Raw genomic sequence first — 18,611 nt, forward strand, 5'->3', positions numbered from 1 at the left:
GTTGCTCCACCGCAAACGGTAAACCCGCACAGATCTGCTGATCGCGTTTCTACACAGCCTGGGTCGCGAGCTGCCGGGATCGGCTTAGTGCTTCTGCATCAAGAAATGAGATAGCCTAAGATCGTCATTTCTCGATCTGGCCCACATCCCGGACGGCGCCTTTCGCAGCGTTTGTAGTCATTGCGGCGTAGGCGCGCAGGGCCGGCGATACTTCCCGCTTGCGGCCGAAGGGCTTCCACGCCTTCGAGCCGCGCGTCTCCATCTCGGCGCGGCGCTCGGCGAGCAGCGCATCGTCCAGGTCGACCTTGATGACCCGGGCGGGAATGTCGATGACGATCGGGTCGCCGGTTTGCACCAGGGCGATCAAACCGCCTCCGGCCGCTTCGGGCGAGACATGCCCGATCGAAAGGCCGGAGGTGCCGCCCGAGAAGCGTCCATCGGTGATGAGCGCGCACGCCTTGCCCAGCCCCTTCGACTTCAAATAGCTGGTCGGGTAGAGCATTTCCTGCATGCCGGGGCCACCCTTGGGTCCTTCGTAGCGGATGACGACAACGTCCTTTTCCTTGACCTCGTTGCCCAAAATGCCGGCGACGGCTGCGTCCTGGCTTTCGTAGACACGTGCCGTGCCGTGGAAGACGAGGATGCTCTCATCCACGCCAGCCGTCTTCACGATACAGCCCTCCGGCGCAAGATTGCCGAACAGGACGGCAAGGCCGCCATCCTTCGAGAAGGCATGCTCGGCCGAACGGATCACGCCCTCTTTGCGGTCAGTGTCCAGCTCTTCCCACCGCGCCGACTGGCTGAACGCGGTTTGGGTGGGGACGCCGCCAGGCGCGGCGCGGTAGAACTTACGCACTTCCTCGCTGTTGGTGCGGCCGATATCCCAGCGGGCGAGCGCGGCCGCCATGGTCGGCGCATGAACGGTAGGCAGGCTCGTATCGATGAGGCCAGCACGCTCCAGTTCGCCCAGGATTGCCATGATACCGCCCGCGCGGTGTACATCTTCCATATGGACATCGTTCTTGGCGGGCGCGACCTTGCACAGACAAGGCACGCGGCGCGAGAGCCGGTCGATGTCCGCCATGGTGAAGTCGATCCCGCCCTCATAGGCGGCGGCGAGCAGGTGGAGCACGGTGTTGGACGATCCGCCCATCGCGATGTCCAGGCTCATGGCGTTTTCAAACGCGGCGAAATTGGCGATGCTGCGCGGCAGGACGCTATCGTCATCCTGTTCATAATAGCGCTTCGTGATGTCGACGATGACATGGCCCGCCTCGCGAAACAGGCGCTCGCGGTCGGCGTGAGTGGCAAGCGTGGAACCGTTGCCCGGCAGCGACAGGCCCAGTGCTTCGGTCAGGCAGTTCATCGAGTTGGCAGTGAACATGCCCGAACAACTACCGCAGGTGGGGCATGCTGAACGCTCGATGGTTTTGACTTCTTCGTCCGTGTAGCTTTCGTCGGCAGCGACGACCATGGCATCGACCAGATCGAGTGCGACCGTCTTGCCGCGTAGCACGACCTTGCCTGCCTCCATTGGTCCGCCGGAGACGAAGACGACGGGGATGTTGAGGCGCATCGCGGCCATCAACATGCCGGGCGTTATCTTGTCACAGTTGGAAATGCAGACCATCGCGTCGGCGCAATGGGCGTTGACCATATATTCGACGCTGTCGGCAATCAGGTCACGGCTGGGCAGCGAATAGAGCATGCCTCCATGGCCCATGGCGATGCCGTCATCGACGGCGATCGTGTTGAACTCCTTGGCGACGCCACCAGCCGCTTCGATTTCTCGCGCGACCAATTGGCCCAAGTCTTTCAGATGGACGTGACCTGGAACGAACTGCGTGAAGCTGTTGACGACCGCGATGATCGGCTTGCCGAAATCCTCGTCCTTCATCCCCGTCGCGCGCCACAGGCCGCGGGCACCCGCCATGTTGCGGCCATGGGTGGTAGTTCTGGAACGATAGGCAGGCATGAGTCTTCCTCGTTTAGGGACCAGCACTCATAATCGGCACAAAAGCTGGAGTGAAATATCTTACGAGGCCGCTATAAAGTTGTAGAAGGACTTTATGGACGTTCGACAGCTCAGGCATTTCGTGGCGGTGGCAGATACGCTGCATTTCGGGAAAGCGGCGGAGCGGCTCTGCATGACCCAGCCGCCCCTCAGCCAATCGATCCTTGCCCTGGAACGAGAATTGGGCGCATCCTTGTTCGCGCGAACGAAACGGCGGGTCGCGCTTACGACATTAGGGGCGCACTGGCTTCCGGAGGTGGAGGCGGCGCTCGCTCGCTTGGATGCGCTAAAAGGGCTCGCCCAGAGCTTGCGTGATGGACGTAGCGGGCGGCTGGCTTTATCCTTTGTGAGCATTGCGGACTATAATGTGCTGCCTGAATTGGTGCGCGAATTTTCCGCCCGTTGGCCGCTGGTTGATCTCGACCTTCAGGAGGCGACCAGCGACACGTCAATCCCGGCGCTGCTCGATGGCAAGGTCAATGTCGGGATAATCATTCCGTCGGCTACTCCCTTGCCAGCTGCGCTCGACTACATGCCGCTGTTGACCGAACCCTTGGTTGCGGCCGTTCCGGCAACATGGCTCAGTGACAATCGCGTCGAACTGACCGGAGGGAAATTGGCGGCCCAAAGCGCGTGCCACCTCCCTTTGATACTCTTCCCGCGCCAGCTCGCACCGGCGTTCCACGACCTTATAACGCGATATGTCTTAAGGCAGGATCCGGGCAGTCAAGTAGTGCAGCAAGCTATCCAGATGCAGACCATCATCAGTCTTGTCTCGGCAGGCGTGGGAATCGCTCTCGTACCGGCATCCCTGCGTAACATGGCGCGATCCGGTGTCCGATATGTCGACCTGCAAGATGCGCCGATGCTGGAAACCGGCATCGCCTGGCGGCGGGACGACGAGTCCCCCGCTCTGCGTCATTTGCTCACGATAGCCAGGAAGACCGCGCCACCCGATGCGCTAGATTCCCTAACGCCATCTCAAGACGCGGATCAGGCCTAGTCGGCTTCTTCCACCACGACCAAGTCGGAGTCGTGTAATAAATGACGGTGCCCGAGCGCCAGTTAGTTGTTATGTCCTCCACGCCGCGACCTGTGGCGGATAGTATGCAGGATAGTGTGACTTCAATTCTTCGATCCGATAAAGACCAATCCAGGGTGGCACCATCGCCCAAGCGAGGTCGGCCGAGGGGCGATCAGGCTGGCGAGGTCGAAAATCGAATTCTCGATGCGGCGACCGAACTTTTCATGGAGCGCGGCTTTGGCCGGACCACGCTCGACCAAGTGGCTGCGGCCGCTCGGGTGGGCAATACGACCCTTTACAAGCGATACCCTGGCAAGGAGCCGCTTTTCACCGCGGTGATCCATCGCTCCGTTGAAAGGGCCGTGCGGCAGCTGCACGTCAAAGCCCGGCAAAGTACCCCGGAAGCACGGCTTCGCCATGTCGGTGTTGCCATGTTGAAGAACGCTTTAACCCGTGAAGTTATGGCAATCATGCGCATTTCCGCCGCAGAGGCGGAGAACTTTCCAACCGTAGCGCGCGCGGGTTACCGGGTTGGATTTGACGCCTGTGTGGAGCAGGCCGCTCATGCCATTGCGGGTTCGGTGGGTGCCGACGCGGTCGCCGCTGCATTGCCCGCCGCCACGCGCTTTGTCGAATTGGCTCTCCACCCTTTGGAATTGCAAGGCATGTTCGGCGTGGACCTCGCTGTTCTGCGGCCTCGTATCGAACAATCGGTCGATGATGCGATCGCAATGCTGGCCGCCACAGGCCTGTTGCCAGCTGTCTGAGGCAGGCTCTCTCGACAGTAAAGCCCAGGCTTTCGGGAGCCAGTTTACAGGATCTATTGTTCTGGCGTTTTGGAAGGCGTTGGTCACTGGGTTGCCAAGAACCCTTTCCCCCTCCTGTGACGCTGCAATTTGCCTGCCCACGTGAATTTTACGTTTTGGGACAACGATGCGCTTGCTTAAATCGTAGCATGTTCTACATTTGTTCTTATTGTCCGAGGGCTCGTGGTAGAACCACACCAGCATCGGCTCCTCGATCTTTAACTTCAGCGACGGTGGTCGTTTGGCAAGGTGGATAATGGCGCAACTTGATACCTCCGAAAAGCTGACAATTTTGGCGGACGCCGCCAAGTACGACGCCTCTTGCTCATCGTCCGGCGCCAAGAAGCGAGATTCGCGGGATGGTCGGGGAATGGGATCCACGTTCGGGGGAGGGGGAGGAATCTGCCATGCCTATGCACCTGACGGGCGATGCATCGCGCTGCTCAAGGTGCTATTGACGAACAGCTGCATTTTCGACTGTCACTATTGCATCAACCGAAAAAGCTCCAACGTGCGGCGCGCCCGCTTCACGGCCAAGGAAGTCGTCGATCTGACGCTCGATTTCTACGCGCGAAACTACATTGAAGGGCTGTTTCTCTCTTCGGGCATCATCAACACCCCCAATTACACGATGGAACAAATCGTGGAGGTCGCGCGCAGTTTGCGCGAAGATCACGATTTCCGGGGCTACATCCACCTCAAAACCATTCCGGACGCCGATCATGAATTGGTGACAAAGGCAGGCCTTCACGCTGATCGTGTCTCTATCAACGTTGAGCTTCCGACCGCGGGTGGGTTAAAGCGCCTTGCTCCCGAAAAGTCCGAGGAACGGATAGAGCGCGCGATGGGCAGTATGCGGTCCGCGATTGAAGATGGCGCAGACGCGCGCAAACGATACCGCTCGTCGCCGGCCTTCGCGCCGGGTGGGCAATCGACCCAGATGATCGTCGGGGCCGACGCCGCGACGGACCGGGAAATCGTCGTCAAAGCCGCGTCGCTCTACGATCGCTTCGAGCTGCGACGCGTTTATTACTCGGCCTTCAGCCCTATTCCGGACGCGTCCGCAGTGCTGCCCCTGCAGCGTCCCCCGTTGATGCGCGAGCATCGGCTCTATCAATCCGACTGGATGATCCGGTGCTATGATTATACGCCGGGTGAGGTCAGCGCAGCCGCTGATGAGGCGACGGGGATGCTGCCGCTCGACATCGATCCTAAACTTGCTTGGGCACTTAAATTTCGGGACACGTTCCCTGTCGACGTGAACCGCGCTTCGCGCGAGCAGCTACTGCGCATTCCAGGCCTTGGTCCGCGTGCCGTTCAATCCATCCTCGCCGCGCGGCGATGGCGCACGCTTCGGCTCGACGATATTTCTCGGATGACCGTGTCGCTCAAGAAGATTCGTCCGTTCATCATTGCAGGGGATTGGCGCCCCATCGCGTTGTCCGATCAGGCCGATCTCCGCCCGATCGTCGCAGAACGCCCGAAGCAGCTGGAACTGTTCACCGCGTGAATATGCGTGCGGTTCAGCTGGAGCGCGAAGATGATTTCGACGGATGGCGTGCAGCCGCCCGTAGCTTGGTTGCTGCGCGCGTGCCGGCCGAGCAAGTAGTCTGGCAGATAGGAGCGCAGCCCACGGACCTGTTTGCTGGCGAGCCTGTGGCACCCGCTGAAGCGCCGCAACTCGCCGTACCCAAGGATTTCCTGTATATGGCGAGTAGAGTCGTGCTGCACGCCAATCCCGAACGCTTCTCACTTCTCTACGCCTTGCTGCTCCGGATACTCGACGAGCCGCATCTCATGAGAGATAAGGGAGATCGGCAACTGCGGCGCGCCCTTGAGCTGTTCGATACCATTCGACGCGACATGCACAAGATGCGAGCCTTCGTCCGCTTCCGTGAAGTGGAGGATGAGGGGGGCAAACGCTTTGTCGCGTGGTTTGAACCCGAGCATCACATAGTACGAGCTAACGCGGCCTTTTTCGTCGGCCGCTTCACCAACATGCGATGGTCGATCCTGACGCCCCGCGGCACGATCCACTGGGACACCCAGACGCTGAAAGAGGGCCCACCGGCAACGCGCGTCGACGCGCCTGGTGATGATCCCGTGGAAGCGGTCTGGAAAGCTTATTACTCGGCGATCTTTAACCCGGCCCGTCTCATGCCGAAAGCCATGACCAAGGAGATGCCGAAGAAATATTGGAAGAACATGCCCGAAACGGCACTTGTGGCGGGGATGATTGCCGGCGCCCGCAAACGCGAGGTAAAGATGATCGAGGAGGCGCGCATGGCTCCCGCAGAGGCGACGCTCGGCTCCATACACCTCCTGCGTGAGGAGGCTCAAATATGCCGACGCTGCCAGCTTTGGCAACCTGCCACCCAAATAGTGTTCGGCGACGGACCGGCCGGTGCTGAAATCATGATCGTGGGTGAACAGCCCGGCGATGAAGAGGATGTTGTTGGGAAACCGTTCGTCGGCCCGGCTGGCAAGGTCTTCGATCGAGCGCTCGTCGCGGCCGGGATCGATCGCGCCCGCGTATACGTAACCAACGCCGTCAAGCATTTCAAATTCGAACCCCGTGGCAAACGACGGATTCACGCCCGGCCGAATGTAAGCGAGATCGACGCTTGCCGCTGGTGGCTCGATCAGGAACAAGCGATCGTAAAGCCCAAGATCATTATCGCAATGGGTGCGACTGCAGCGCGCGCGGTGACTGGCCGCGCCGTGACGATCAGCCGCGAACGCGGTTGCGCTGTGCCTTTGGCAGAGGGCGTGACCGGCTGGATCACGGTGCATCCCAGCTATCTGTTGCGGCTTCCTCCAGAGGCAGACGCAGCCGCCGAGTTCGACCGATATGTCGACGACCTTCGAACTGCTGCGAACAGCTTGGCAGTGCTGTCGTGACAACGGTGTGGGCCGTTCGCCTGAGCCGACATGGCGACAGGAAAAACGCAAGTCTATCAAGGCGTTCGGAGTAGAACCCACAATTGAGATGGCTATCTCTCCCGCCATTGCCGGGCGGCCGCAAATCCGATCAGTGTTGCTCTCCTGGCCGTACATTTGGTCTCACCGCCGACATGAACTTCCAAGAAGATTCAGGCGGTGCCAAGGCTCAGGACCCATGTTGCTCGTAGTAGCCGGTCCTGAGCGGAGTTGGTCAGTTCAGAGTTGGCTGCAAGTTCGTTATCCGATAACCCTCGCCCCAAAAGATTGCTGACTGAGAGGGGCGCTGTGACGGTACAAATTGCATCTGATCTGAACATACCATATTCCGACGCGGTCTCTCGCTTCGATATCCACGAAGCATTATCGGATTTAGGGATGGACGGTGGAGGGGCGAACGCGGCGGAAATTTGCTGTACGCGCCGCTCCCATGATCCAGCCCGGCTTGCACTGCGCCATCGGGCACCCGGCGGTGAAACCAGAGATTGGACCTTCGCCGAGCTCGACAGGCTATCGTCGCGTTTCGCTGGCGTCCTTCGCGACCTTGGCGTGTCGAAGGGGGACAGCGTGGCTGGGCTGTTGCCGCGCACTCCCGAGTTGCTCATCACCATATTGGCCGCTTGGCGGCTGGGTGCCGTCTATCAACCTATGTTCACAGCTTTCGGGCCTAAAGCAATCGAACACCGCCTCACGCTAGCGGACACGCGCGTAGTGGTTACGGACGCGTCGAACCTGTCCAAGCTGGCCGAACTAGACACCTCGGCGGCTATAGTGACGGTTGGGGCGGCGGCGAGCGAAACGACGAAAGACTTTTGGTCTGCGATCGAAAACCAGGCTGGTGACATCGCGTTGGTCCCGCTTGATCTCGACGACCCGTTTCTCATGATGTTCACCTCCGGCACGACCGGTTTACCCAAGCCACTGCTGATACCTCTCCGGGCAATTGCAGGTTTCGTGGGTTACATGCGCTACGCCGTCGGTCTTAGACAGGACGACAGGTTCTGGAACCTAGCCGATCCAGGTTGGGCGTACGGCCTTTATTATTCCATCACCGGGCCACTTGCGATGGGTGTGACCATCGTCCTCCACGAAGGAGCCTTTAGCGTAGACTCTGCCTACGACACCATCGTGGAGTATGAGATCACCAACCTTGCGGGGTCACCGACCGCCTATCGCCAACTGCTCGCCGCAGGGCCGGAGAAGGCGGCCCGCATCCTCGGGCAATTGCGCGTAGTCAGTAGCGCTGGCGAGCCACTCAATCCGGAGGTCATCCGCTGGTTCGACCATCATCTGGACGTCAAGATCTACGATCATTACGGGCAAACGGAACTAGGCATGGTCCTGTGCAATCATCATGGCCTCACGCATCCAGTGCGGATCGGGTCTGCCGGCTTTTCGGTTCCGGGCCATCGCGTCGTGGTGCTCTCGACCGAGGACCGGGAGTTGGGCGTTGGTGAACCCGGCGAACTGGCGTTGGACCGGGCACAATCGCCGCTGATGTGGTTCACAGGATATCTCGGGCTTGAAACTCCCGCATTGAGCAATGCTTATTTTCGCAGCGGCGACATGGCGGAGATGAACGCTGACGGCAGCATTTCGTTCGTGGGACGGAATGACGACGTCATCACGACTTCAGGATACCGCGTCGGGCCTTTCGACGTAGAAAGCGCGCTCATCGAGCATCCAGCTGTTATGGAATCGGCTGTGATTGGCAAGCCAGACCCCGAGCGCACCGAGATCATCAAAGCGTTCGTGGTGCTGAACTCCGGCTACGAGCAAAGCCCGGCGCTCGCCGAGGAATTGCGCCGACACGTCCGCTCGCGCCTGTCTGCGCACGCTTACCCGCGGGAGATCGCCTTCGTGGCAGATCTTCCCAAGACGCCGAGCGGCAAGGTGCAGCGTTTCCTGCTACGCCAACAGGAAAGCGCCAAGCAGGACACAAAGGCATGACGGCAGTCCGGATCGACCCCGATCCCGCCGTCTCCGCGTTCGACGCCGTCACCGGACGCCGCTCTGTTCGCCGGTTCCTGCCAGACCCGGTGCCGGATCCGGTAGTCGTTCGCATCTTGGCTGCCGCATCGCGCGCGCCCTCGGGGCAGAACATGCAGCCTTGGCTCGTCCACGCCGTCACCGGAGACACCCGCGCGCGCCTCTGCCGCGAGGTGGCCAATGCGGTCTCCGCCGGTGAGCGCAGCGACGAATACGACTATTTTCCGGCCGTCATCCGCGAACCCTATCGCGCACGTCGCCGCAGGGTCGGCTTTGACCTCTTTGCGATCTACGGCATAGGGCGTGACGATCAGGCAGGAAGGCAGGACGCGCTGTTGCGCAATTTCGACTTCTTCGGAGCGCCCGTGGGCTTGTTCTTCACGATGGAGCGCGACTGGGGGTACGGTGCCTGGATCGACATGGGCAATTTTATGACCAACGTCATGACGCTGGCGCCCTCATTCGGTCTCGCGACCTGCCCGCAGCAGGCTTGGGCGGAGTATGGCGCCGCCGTCCGCCGGATTCTGCCTGTGCCCGAAGATCATATGATCGTCTCTGGCATGGCGCTGGGAGTGGAGGACACTAACGCCGCGGTCAACGGCCTGATCACCGAGCGCGCCAAAACATGCGAATTCCTCCGATCTTATGATTGAGCCTTTCTCTTAAAGAGGCTTTGCAGGCACGCTGGGCTCATACTCCAAAGGTCCATCCTTCTGTCCGCGCGACTTCCAAGGTCAGCTTCTCAGGCTGCCATAATTCTGCACGAGAGGCCGCGTCACGCAGCCATGCGGTTGTCAGGATCGCGTCGGTGCTGTGGTCGTCATACCGCGCCAGCGGGACGTGCGGGCGCGTTGTGAAGGCGGCGAGAGCCTCATCAAGGGCCGGACCTGTCCGGATCTTCGACAGGCCCTTGCGCATCCCCGCCGCTCGGGACGCGAGTGCAGTATAGATCTCGACGATCACCGGACCGCCATCCGGCACCGGATCGAACGGCCATATGGGCACAATGCCGCGCAGGCGATGAAGCACGCGCATCCCGGTCAGGCTGGATTTACCGACTTGCGCCGCGCCCACGAGATTGAAGCAGCTATAGGGAGACAGGCGCATCGCGGCCTGCCCATGTTCGCAGATCCGAAAACGACCGCTCCCAGCCGGGAACAGATCGCCGCAATCGCCACGTTGGCGAAAGTAGCGGCGGGCTTCCGGATGATTGATGAACCCGGTCGCGCCGAGATGTGGGTCCTCATGGGAGAGCGCGTCGACTACCGCCCAGAGGTCGACTGCGTTGCGGGGCGACAAATCCCATCCGGGAAAGTAGCTGCCGGCGTCATGGAAGGGAAAGGCCGGGGACAGGTCGAGGCCGATCAATATGCGCGTGCGCTTTGCAGCATGGTCGATCAACCAGTGCAAGATGGCCTCGCGGCTCCATCCGCGCTCGGGACGAAGGAGGACAGGTGCCTCTTTTCCGGCGGAAGCCTGGGCCAGGGCCAAGCCCGCGGGGCGCTCCACGGCCTGCCCCGACCAGTCGATGACGGCGAACTGATCGAAATGGGGCGCGCTCAACTGTCCCTCTGCTCGGCGCGCCGCGCGTCCCACCAGGCGAGGCGCTCGGCGATGCGCTGTTCGTATCCGCGGTCGGTGGGTTGGTAGAAGGTCTGGGGCGGCAGTTCGTCGGGCCAGTAGTTCGCGCCGGAAAACCCTTCCGGCGCATCATGGTCATAGGCATAGCCCTTGCCATAGCCGATGTCCTTCATCAGCTTGGTCGGCGCATTCAGGATGTTCTGCGGCGGCATCAGCGATCCGGTCTCGCGGGCGGATTTGAACGCGGCCTTCTGCGCGGCGTAAGCTGCATTGGATTTGGGCGCGGTCGCGCAATAGAGGCAGGCCTGCACGATGGCGAGTTCGCCCTCGGGACTGCCCAGAAAGTCGTAGGAATCCTTGGCCGCCAGGCATTGCACCAACGCCTGCGGATCGGCGAGCCCAATGTCTTCGCTGGCGAAGCGGACGAGGCGGCGCAGGACGTAAAGCGGCTGTTCGCCTGCGGTCAACATGCGGGCGAGATAGTATAAGGCTGCCTGCGGATCGGAGCCTCGCAGCGATTTATGCAAGGCGGAGATGAGGTTGTAATGACCCTCGCGATCCTTGTCGTAGACCGCGACACGACGGTGAAGCAGCGCGGAGAGGGCAGCGGGGTCGAGCGGTTCCGGCACGGCGACTGAGTATAGCGTTTCCGCCTGATTGAGCAGAAAACGCCCATCGCCATCTGCGCTTGCGACAAGCGCATCTCGCGCATCCGGCGTCAGCGGGAGCGGGCGTCCGGTAAGGGCTTCGGCGCGGGCCAGCAGTTTTTCCAGCGCGTCGCTGTCGAGACGGCGCAGGATCAGAACCTGCGCGCGGGAGAGGAGGGCGGCATTCAGTTCGAAGCTGGGGTTCTCGGTCGTCGCCCCGACCAGTGTGACCGTGCCATCTTCCACGAAGGGGAGGAAGCTGTCCTGCTGGGCGCGGTTGAAGCGGTGGATCTCATCCACGAACAGCAACGTCTTCTGGCCAAGGCGCGCATGGTCGCGGGCAGCCGCGAAGACCCTCTTGAGGTCGGCGACCCCCGAAAAGACTGCGGAGATCGGCTCGAACCGCATGTCGACCGCGTGCGCCAGCAGCCGAGATATGGTGGTTTTGCCGGTGCCAGGTGGTCCCCAGAACAGGATGGAGGACAGCCGCCCCGCCGCCACCATCCGGCCGATAGCCCCTTCCGGGCCGGTCAGATGCTCCTGGCCGACGACTTCGTCGAGAGTGCGTGGACGCAAGCGGTCTGCGAGCGGCGCATCAGGGCGGTCCTGCGGAGCAGTCTGGGCAGGATCTTCGCCGAAAAGGTCCGCCATGGCGTGTCAGGGCACCGGGCTGGCGATAGCAAGCGCGCCGCGCTGCCGCTGATGGATCACCCGGACATAGGTGTCGACCAGTTCCTGATTGACCTGATCCCAGCCATAACGCTCCGCCTCGGCCCGGCCCGCTTCGCCTGCACGATGGCGGCTCGGGATATCCGTGCAGTAATGCTGAAGGGCATCGGCGAACTTGTGAATGGCGCCGGGGCGGATCAGGCGGCCGGTCACGCCGTCCGTGACAAGGGATTCGCTTCCCGTCGCGCGGGCCGCGACCGTGGGAAGCGCGCAGGCCATGGCTTCGAGCGTCACATTGCCGAACGTTTCGGTCACGGATGGATTGAAGAGCATGTCCATGCTCGCAACGCCGCGCCCCAGATCCGCACCGCTCTGGAAGCCGACGAAGCTGGCGTCGGGCAGGCGGTTTTCGAACCAGCTGCGGGCGGGGCCGTCTCCCAGCACCAGCACGTGATGCGGGACCCCGCGCCGTTGCAACTGGCCGATGGCATCGGAGAAGACGTCCAGACCCTTCTCCATCACCAGCCGCCCGGTAAAGCCGATGACTGGCGTGTCGTCCGCTATGCCGAGGCTGCGGCGCCATTCGAGGTCGCGGCGGCCGGGGTTGAAGATGTCCTGATCGATGCCGCGCGTCCAGATCCCGACATCATAGTTCATCCGCTGATCGCGCAGCAATTGCGCCATGGAATCGGATGGCGCCATGATCGCGTCGCAGCGGCGATAGAAGCGCCGCAGTCCTGCCTCGATCACTGGCTCCATGAACGCGAGCCCATAATAGCGCGGATAGGTTTCGAAGCGGGTATGAACAGAAGCGACGGTCGGCAAACCGCGCGTCCTTGCCCAACTCACGGCACGATGGCCGAGCGGATCAGGGCTGGAAACATGCACGATGTTGGGCGAGAAAGCTTTTAGGTCGCGCCGCAGCCTTGGCGAGAGACCGAAGGGCACCCGATACTCGCCGCGGCCCGGTATGGGCATGGACGGCGCGCTGACGAGGTCACCCGTCGGCGAAAAGGCAGGTTCCTTGATGGTCGGCGCATACACGCGAACCTGTGCGCCCTGCCGCAGAAGATAGCCGACGAGCCGGTTCAGCGCCTGGTTCGCTCCGTCACGAACATAATTATAGTTGCCGCTGAAAAGAGCGATGCGAAGGCCGTTAGCGTCCATCCCCCGCCCCTTAAACGAGACTGGCGCAAAGGCCAAGGGAAGCGGAAAAGCCTCTTTCGCTTTCCGCAGGAGGAGGCCGCTGTAGGGGAGCGCTTTTACAGACATGGGGCAACGAACCCCTGAGGCGTCCGATATGATCCATATCAGTGAAAGGGTGGAAAGGTGGGCCCGCTTCTGCGATGAAGCCCCATGAGCCGCATGTCGATCACAGCATTGTTGACGGGCCAACCAGCCCTCTTCCGGGAGCAGCATTACAGCGCCATCGGCAAAATCCCACGAAGCGGGCCGGTGCGGATCGGCTGGTCCGGCTTTGAAGGGGATGCTGTCGCCGACCCTGTTCATCACGGCGGCTGGGACAAGGCCATTCACCTCTACCCGCAGGAGCATTATCCGTTCTGGCGGAATCTGATGCCTACACAGGCCGCTCTTTTTGCACCGGGGGCGTTCGGCGAGAACCTTGCTTCGGTCGGAATGACGGAAGCGGAGTTGTGCATCGGCGATCGGTTCACGATGGGCAGCGCCATCGTGGAAGTCAGCCACGGGCGGCAACCGTGCTGGAAGCTCAATCATCGTTTCGACACGCCGGGAATGATGGCGACGGTGATCTCGACCGGACGGGCGGGGGTGTACTTTCGCGTCATTCGGGAGGGTGAAGTGGAGGCTGGAACGGAGATGGAACTGATCGACCGCCCCCAGCCCGAATGGAGCGTGGAGCGTGCATTCAACCTGCTGGTGGCTGGTGGGCATCGGCAGGATCGTGAAGCGGTGCTGGCGCTGGCGCGAATGACGCTGCTGGCGGAAGCATGGCGTCATCGCGCGCGGAAACTGGCGGGCGTCTGAACGGAGCGGAGAGGGCTCCATTTCCTTCTCCTATTGGAGAAGGTTTGTACTTTACGCTCCGGGGAAATCCTCGCGGTTTGCCAGCACTGTGATGTCATGGATGTTGAGCGACCCGACACCGGACGCGTCGATCACCAGCCGTGCTTTCTGATCGGTCGGCAATGTCATGACATGGGCGATCAACGCGCCCAATGGGCCGGTCTTCAGCGTCTTGAACTCGACGAACATATCGGAGCCCGCATCGTCCCGCTCGTGCAGTTCGGCAGGGGCGCTCCAGTTTACTGCATCCATCGACTCGCTTCCCCCACTCGATCCTTCGCAGCCAAGCTGCACGCGCGCTTTCCTATCTGCAAGGCGCGGCGTCAACCTTCGTCCGAATCCTCGGCCACTATCGGCGGATGCAGGCGCAGGCGCGTCACGCGGCGGCTGTCGCTTGCGATAATCTCCAGCCGCCAGCCGCTTTCCTCGTGCAGCAATATCTCGCCAGCTTCCGGCACGCGCCCCGCAATCACGAAGGCGAGGCCGCCCAGCGTGTCCACGTCCTCCTCGACATCGGCCAGTTTCGGGTCGATCTCCTCGGCGGCGTCGTCCAGCTCGGCGCGCGCATCGGCATCCCACATGCCATCGTCCAGCGGGATCAGCAGCGCTTCGGGCTCCTCGTCATGCTCGTCCTCGACATCGCCCACGATTTCCTCGACCAGGTCCTCGAACGTCAGCAGACCCTCGGTGCCCGAATATTCGTCCAGCACGATGGCGAGATGCGTCCGCTTCGCCCGCATCTCCGCCAGCAGGTCGAGCACACCCATGCTTTCGGGCACATAAAGCGGCTGGCGGATCAGCGGCTCAAGCGTCTCGGGCGGGGGCGCTTTGCCCGCCAGGATCGCGAAGGCGTCGCGGATGTGGATCATGCCGACGATCGTGTCGAGCGTGTCGCGATATACCGGGATGCGGCTGTGGCCTGCGTCCGCGAACAGGGCGGCCAGATCGTCGAAACTGGCCTTTTCCTCGATGGCGATGATATCGGCGCGGGGTACGGCCACGTCATCGACAGTGTGTTCGCTGAAGTGGAGGAGGTTCCGGAGCATCTGCCGCTCTATGGCGGACAGGTCGCCTTTCACGGGCGAGGCGCTGCCATCCTCATCTTCTTCGTCATATTCGTCTATGGCTTCTTCGATTTCCTTGCGGAGACTGTGCTCGCTCTCCTCACCGAAGATCAGGGCCTTTATGCCCTGCCATAAACCGCCTTCGCCGGAAGACGCATTCTTGCTGCTACTGTCCGCGTCTTTCGAAGGCGCCGGGCTGTCGTCAGCCATGAGAGAAGTACATCCTTATGTTGCCGGACCTCAATCCGAATAGGGGTTAGCTAGGCCCATAGAGGCAAGCGTGCGTATTTCCAATGCTTCCATCGCGTCGGCCTCGACGGTTTCCAGATGATCGTAGCCGAGCAGGTGAAGCGTTCCGTGGACGATCAGGTGCGCGGCGTGGTCGGCGACGGAAATGCCTTTCTCCTGCGCCTCCCTGGCACAGACACCCGCAGCGAGCACGATATCGCCCAGCAACACTTCGCCATCGTCGGTATTCGCCATGGCTTCGAGCAGGTCGGGCTGCACCATCGGGAAGGATAGGACGTTGGTCGGCTTGTCCTTTTCCCGATAGTCGCGGTTCAGCGCCTGCACTTCCTTATCGTCGGTTAGTTTGACCGCGATTTCATAGAGCGTTGCCTGCGCTTCATAATCCGCGTTGGGGCTGTGGCGGATCGCCGCCGTCACCGCGTTTGTCGCAAGCTGTTCCCAATCTATGCCGGTCGGCCAGTCATTGCCTTCGTTGATCAGCGCGACTTCAAGCATCCGGCCCCTCATAGGCTTGCACGATACGCCCTACGACCGGGTGGCGCACCACGTCCGATATGCCGAACGGGACCACGGCAATGCCCTCGACACCTTCCAGCTTCGCGACCGCATCGGCAAGGCCCGACTGGCCGGGCTGCGGCAAATCGACTTGCTTGGGATCGCCGCAGATCACCATGCGGCTGTTTTCGCCGAAGCGGGTAAGGAACATCTTCATCTGCGCGATGGTGGTGTTCTGCGCCTCGTCGAGGATGATGAAGGCATTGGCGAGCGTGCGTCCGCGCATGAAGGCGAGGGGCGCGATCTCGATTTCGCCCGATGCGATGCGCCGCTCGACTTGCTCGGCCGGGAGCGTGTCGTAGAGCGCGTCGTAGAGCGGGCGGAGATAGGGGTCGACCTTCTCCTTCATGTCGCCCGGCAGAAAGCCCAGCCGCTCGCCCGCCTCGACCGCCGGGCGGGACAGGATCAGGCGATCGACGCTGCCGGAGATCAACTGGCTGACTGCCTGCGCGACCGCAAGATAGGTCTTGCCGGTGCCTGCCGGGCCGAGCGCGAAGATCACGTCATTGCGGACCAGCGCCTCCATATAGGTGATCTGCGTCGGAGAGCGCGGGACGATGGTTTTCTTGCGCGTGCGGATCATCACCTTGGGCGGTTCGGCAACGTCGTGACGGATGATGCCGTCGAGGGTGGGTTCCGAGGACATGGCTATGACGGCTTCCACTGCGCCTGTGTCGATCTGCTGGCCTTCGACGATGCGGTTGTAGAGGCCTGTGAGTACGTCGCGCGCGCGGGCGGCGGCTTCGGCTTCACCTTCGATCTGCAGGCGATTGCCCCGCGCGGCGATATAGACGCCCAAGCGGTTTTCGATGGCGACGAGGTTCTGGTCGAACTGCCCGAACAGCGTTCCGAGGAGGTAAGGCTTCTCGAATGTCACTTCGAGACGGGCACGCTCGCCGGGTTCGGCCCGGACATGATGCTTCTTCGCCATTAATGTGTCCCCCTCAAGATTTGGTTCAAGCAGCTTTCCTTTCGGCCAATTCGCCTGCGAGGCTGTTTGGCCCGGCAGACAGGATGTCGACGTCGATCATATCGCCCAGCGCCGCATCCGGCGCGATAACATGGACGGATTGCAGCCACGGTGTCTTGCCGATTCGCTGGCCGGGAAAGCGGCCCATGCGTTCCAGCAGGATCGGCACGCGCCGCCCGACTGCGGCAGTGTTGAACTCGACCTGATGCGCATTCAACGCAGCCTGAAGCCGTTGCAGGCGTTCGTCCATCACTTCCATGGGGACCTGCCGGCCCATGTCGGCGGCGGGGGTGCCGGGGCGGGGGCTATATTTGAAGCTGTAGGCCATCGAGTAGCGAACCTGATCGACCAGCGCCATGGTCGCCTCGAAATCCGCGTCGGTCTCTCCCGGAAATCCGACGATGAAGTCGCCGCTCAGCGCAATGTCGGGGCGCGCAGCGCGAACCTTGTCGAGGATCGCCAGATAGCTTTCCACCGTATGATTGCGGTTCATGGCTTTCAGGATAGCGTTGCTGCCCGACTGCACCGGCAAGTGGAGGAACGGCATCAGCTTGTCGACTTGCGCATGGGCCGCGATCAGGCCGTCCGTCATGTCGTTGGGATGGCTGGTGGTGTACCGGATGCGGGCAAGGCCGGGCAGGTCGGCAAGCGCGCGGATCAGCCCGTCGAAGCCCTGCGCGCGACCTGCCGCATCTTCGCCGGTCCAGGCGTTAACATTTTGGCCGAGCAGGGTAATTTCCCTCACTCCGCCATCCAGCAGAGCCTTGGCTTCGTCCATGATCGCAGACTGTGGGCGGCTGATTTCGGCGCCGCGCGTGTAAGGAACTACGCAATAGGTGCAGAATTTATCACAGCCCTCCTGTATCGTGAGAAAGGCAGTGGGGCGTGCCTGCTTGGGTCTGCCGGGCAGGGCGCCGAATTTCGACGCCAAAGGCATGTCGGTGTCGACTGCACTTTCCCCGCGCAGGGTCTTGCCGATGAGCTCGGGCAAGTTGTGATAGGATTGCGGTCCTACGACGATATCGACGGAAGGGGCACGGCGGGATATCTCCCCGCCTTCCGCCTGCGCGACGCAGCCTGCAACAGCGATCATCGGGCGCGTGCCGTCGTCGCGGCGCAGGCGGCCGATGTCGGAATAGACCTTCTCCGCCGCCTTCTCGCGAATGTGGCAGGTGTTGAGGACGACCAGATCGGCGTCTACACCTTCGCCGGTCGGCGTCATGCCCTGCGCACCCAGCATCTCCGCCATGCGCTCGCCGTCATAGACGTTCATCTGGCAGCCGAAGGACTTGACGTGGAAGGTAGCGGGCGCGCCGGGGCGGCGGGTCGCGGGAATGTGCTTGGGCATAAACGGGCGATTCATTGCGACGGCTATACAGTGCCGAAGGGAAGGGCGATAGGCGGCAGGCAAGCCGCGATCCTTTTTCTGCTCTCGGCCGCAAGCGCCTTGCGATCGGGATACTCTTGCGGATCAAAGGGCGGCAGGAAATGCAGCGTCACGGGCAAGGAGCCGGCGCGCGCGAGGATGCGCATAGCATTGGTGGCAAGGCTGGGTTCGTGCCAGGCGATCTCCTGGGCTGCTGCGCCATAGTCGATATAGACCGGCTGGACCTTGAGCGCCCGCGGCGGCGGTAGCATCACCGCCAGCAAAGCCGGTTTGAAGGGGAGGAGTTCGTGGCCATGTCCCGTAGTACCCTCCGGGAAAAGCGTCATGGGCTGATGCGCTTCCAGGGCTCTTCGCAGAGCGTCGACCTGATCGTTGACGCCGCGGCGGCGCTGACGGGCAATGAAGAGCGTGTTGTTCTGGGCAGCGAGCCAGCCGACCAGCGGAATATCCTGCACGTCATCTTTCGAAACGAACGCAGTGCCAGTCGCGCCGCCCATCGCCAGAACTTCGATCCAGCTCAGATGATTGGCGACGAAGAAGACGTGGCGGCGCAAGGGCGCGCCCTTGATCGTCACTCTCGCGCCCACGGCGCGAGCTGGGCACCTCTATCAACCTCGCGTTCTGACGCCTGTTTGGCAGCGGAGGGCTGATGAAGCGCTGCCTTTGCCAG

17 protein-coding genes are annotated in these 18,611 nt (G+C 61.9%); 7 read left to right on the forward strand and 10 right to left on the reverse strand.

The window, feature by feature from the left end; all coding sequences use genetic code 11:
* Window positions 1–124: 124 nt before the first annotated feature.
* The gene (gene ilvD, locus QHC67_RS17170; protein ID WP_319296124.1) at window positions 125–1,975 is read right to left on the reverse strand and encodes a dihydroxy-acid dehydratase; all 1,851 of its coding nucleotides are present in this window, start codon (window positions 1,973–1,975) and stop codon (window positions 125–127) included.
* A 94-nt stretch (window positions 1,976–2,069) separates the two neighbouring features.
* Here ilvD and QHC67_RS17175 point away from each other — a divergent pair, with 94 nt between their 5' ends.
* From QHC67_RS17175 to QHC67_RS17200, 6 genes are all read left to right on the forward strand, one after another.
* Window positions 2,070–3,017, forward strand: a complete 948-nt coding sequence (locus QHC67_RS17175) for a LysR family transcriptional regulator (protein ID WP_319296126.1) — start codon at window positions 2,070–2,072, stop codon at window positions 3,015–3,017.
* A gap of 41 nt (window positions 3,018–3,058) precedes the next feature.
* The gene (locus QHC67_RS17180) at window positions 3,059–3,805 is read left to right on the forward strand and encodes a TetR/AcrR family transcriptional regulator (RefSeq protein WP_319296128.1); all 747 of its coding nucleotides are present in this window, start codon (window positions 3,059–3,061) and stop codon (window positions 3,803–3,805) included.
* Between the two features lie 295 nt (window positions 3,806–4,100).
* Window positions 4,101–5,354 (forward strand): putative DNA modification/repair radical SAM protein, encoded by a 1,254-nt coding sequence (locus tag QHC67_RS17185; protein ID WP_319296130.1) that lies wholly within the window; start codon window positions 4,101–4,103, stop codon window positions 5,352–5,354.
* 2 nt (window positions 5,355–5,356) lie between these two features.
* Window positions 5,357–6,745, forward strand: coding sequence for a UdgX family uracil-DNA binding protein (locus QHC67_RS17190; RefSeq protein ID WP_319296152.1), 1,389 nt, complete (start codon window positions 5,357–5,359; stop codon window positions 6,743–6,745).
* A gap of 327 nt (window positions 6,746–7,072) precedes the next feature.
* Window positions 7,073–8,734, forward strand: coding sequence for an AMP-binding protein (locus QHC67_RS17195; RefSeq protein WP_413818565.1), 1,662 nt, complete (start codon window positions 7,073–7,075; stop codon window positions 8,732–8,734).
* The gene (locus QHC67_RS17200) at window positions 8,731–9,426 is read left to right on the forward strand and encodes a nitroreductase (RefSeq protein ID WP_319296133.1); all 696 of its coding nucleotides are present in this window, start codon (window positions 8,731–8,733) and stop codon (window positions 9,424–9,426) included. Before QHC67_RS17195 ends, QHC67_RS17200 begins: the two co-directional genes overlap by 4 nt.
* 37 nt (window positions 9,427–9,463) lie before the next feature.
* On the opposite strand, the gene QHC67_RS17205 is transcribed toward QHC67_RS17200, so the two are convergent.
* From QHC67_RS17205 to QHC67_RS17215, 3 genes are read right to left on the reverse strand one after another with little or no spacing between them, the layout of a single operon-like run.
* A complete protein-coding gene (locus tag QHC67_RS17205; protein ID WP_319296135.1) occupies window positions 9,464–10,336 on the reverse strand; it encodes a hypothetical protein in 873 nt (290 codons plus the stop codon).
* Window positions 10,333–11,652 (reverse strand): replication-associated recombination protein A, encoded by a 1,320-nt coding sequence (locus tag QHC67_RS17210; RefSeq protein ID WP_319296137.1) that lies wholly within the window; start codon window positions 11,650–11,652, stop codon window positions 10,333–10,335. The genes QHC67_RS17205 and QHC67_RS17210 overlap by 4 nt, the downstream gene beginning before the upstream one ends.
* A 6-nt stretch (window positions 11,653–11,658) precedes the next feature.
* Entirely contained in the window at window positions 11,659–12,837 is a 1,179-nt protein-coding gene (locus QHC67_RS17215; protein ID WP_319296139.1) for a glycosyltransferase family 1 protein, read from the reverse strand.
* A 198-nt stretch (window positions 12,838–13,035) separates the two neighbouring features.
* On the opposite strand from QHC67_RS17215, the gene QHC67_RS17220 reads away from it, so the two are divergent.
* Entirely contained in the window at window positions 13,036–13,677 is a 642-nt protein-coding gene (locus tag QHC67_RS17220) for an MOSC domain-containing protein (RefSeq protein ID WP_413818567.1), read from the forward strand.
* 51 nt (window positions 13,678–13,728) lie between these two features.
* Here QHC67_RS17220 and QHC67_RS17225 read toward each other — a convergent pair whose 3' ends face one another.
* From QHC67_RS17225 to QHC67_RS17250, 6 genes are read right to left on the reverse strand one after another with little or no spacing between them, the layout of a single operon-like run.
* Entirely contained in the window at window positions 13,729–14,010 is a 282-nt protein-coding gene (locus QHC67_RS17225) for a hypothetical protein (RefSeq protein WP_319296142.1), read from the reverse strand.
* 29 nt (window positions 14,011–14,039) lie between these two features.
* Complete coding sequence (locus tag QHC67_RS17230; RefSeq protein ID WP_319296144.1) at window positions 14,040–14,990, reverse strand: hemolysin family protein; 951 nt, start codon at window positions 14,988–14,990, stop codon at window positions 14,040–14,042.
* Between the two features lie 30 nt (window positions 14,991–15,020).
* Window positions 15,021–15,524: an rRNA maturation RNase YbeY gene (gene ybeY, locus QHC67_RS17235; protein ID WP_319296146.1), complete on the reverse strand. Its 504-nt coding sequence runs from the start codon at window positions 15,522–15,524 to the stop codon at window positions 15,021–15,023.
* A complete protein-coding gene (locus QHC67_RS17240) occupies window positions 15,517–16,515 on the reverse strand; it encodes a PhoH family protein (protein WP_319296148.1) in 999 nt (332 codons plus the stop codon). The genes ybeY and QHC67_RS17240 overlap by 8 nt, the downstream gene beginning before the upstream one ends.
* A 25-nt stretch (window positions 16,516–16,540) precedes the next feature.
* Window positions 16,541–17,917 (reverse strand): tRNA (N6-isopentenyl adenosine(37)-C2)-methylthiotransferase MiaB, encoded by a 1,377-nt coding sequence (gene miaB / locus QHC67_RS17245; protein WP_413818566.1) that lies wholly within the window; start codon window positions 17,915–17,917, stop codon window positions 16,541–16,543.
* An 8-nt stretch (window positions 17,918–17,925) separates the two neighbouring features.
* On the reverse strand, window positions 17,926–18,516 hold the full coding sequence (locus QHC67_RS17250; RefSeq protein WP_319296150.1) for a lysophospholipid acyltransferase family protein: 591 nt from the start codon (window positions 18,514–18,516) through the stop codon (window positions 17,926–17,928).
* Between the last annotated feature and the right edge of the window lie 95 nt (window positions 18,517–18,611).

Origin of the sequence: Sphingobium sp., from assembly GCF_033795625.1 — a bacterium.
In the GTDB taxonomy this organism is placed as follows: domain Bacteria; phylum Pseudomonadota; class Alphaproteobacteria; order Sphingomonadales; family Sphingomonadaceae; genus Sphingobium.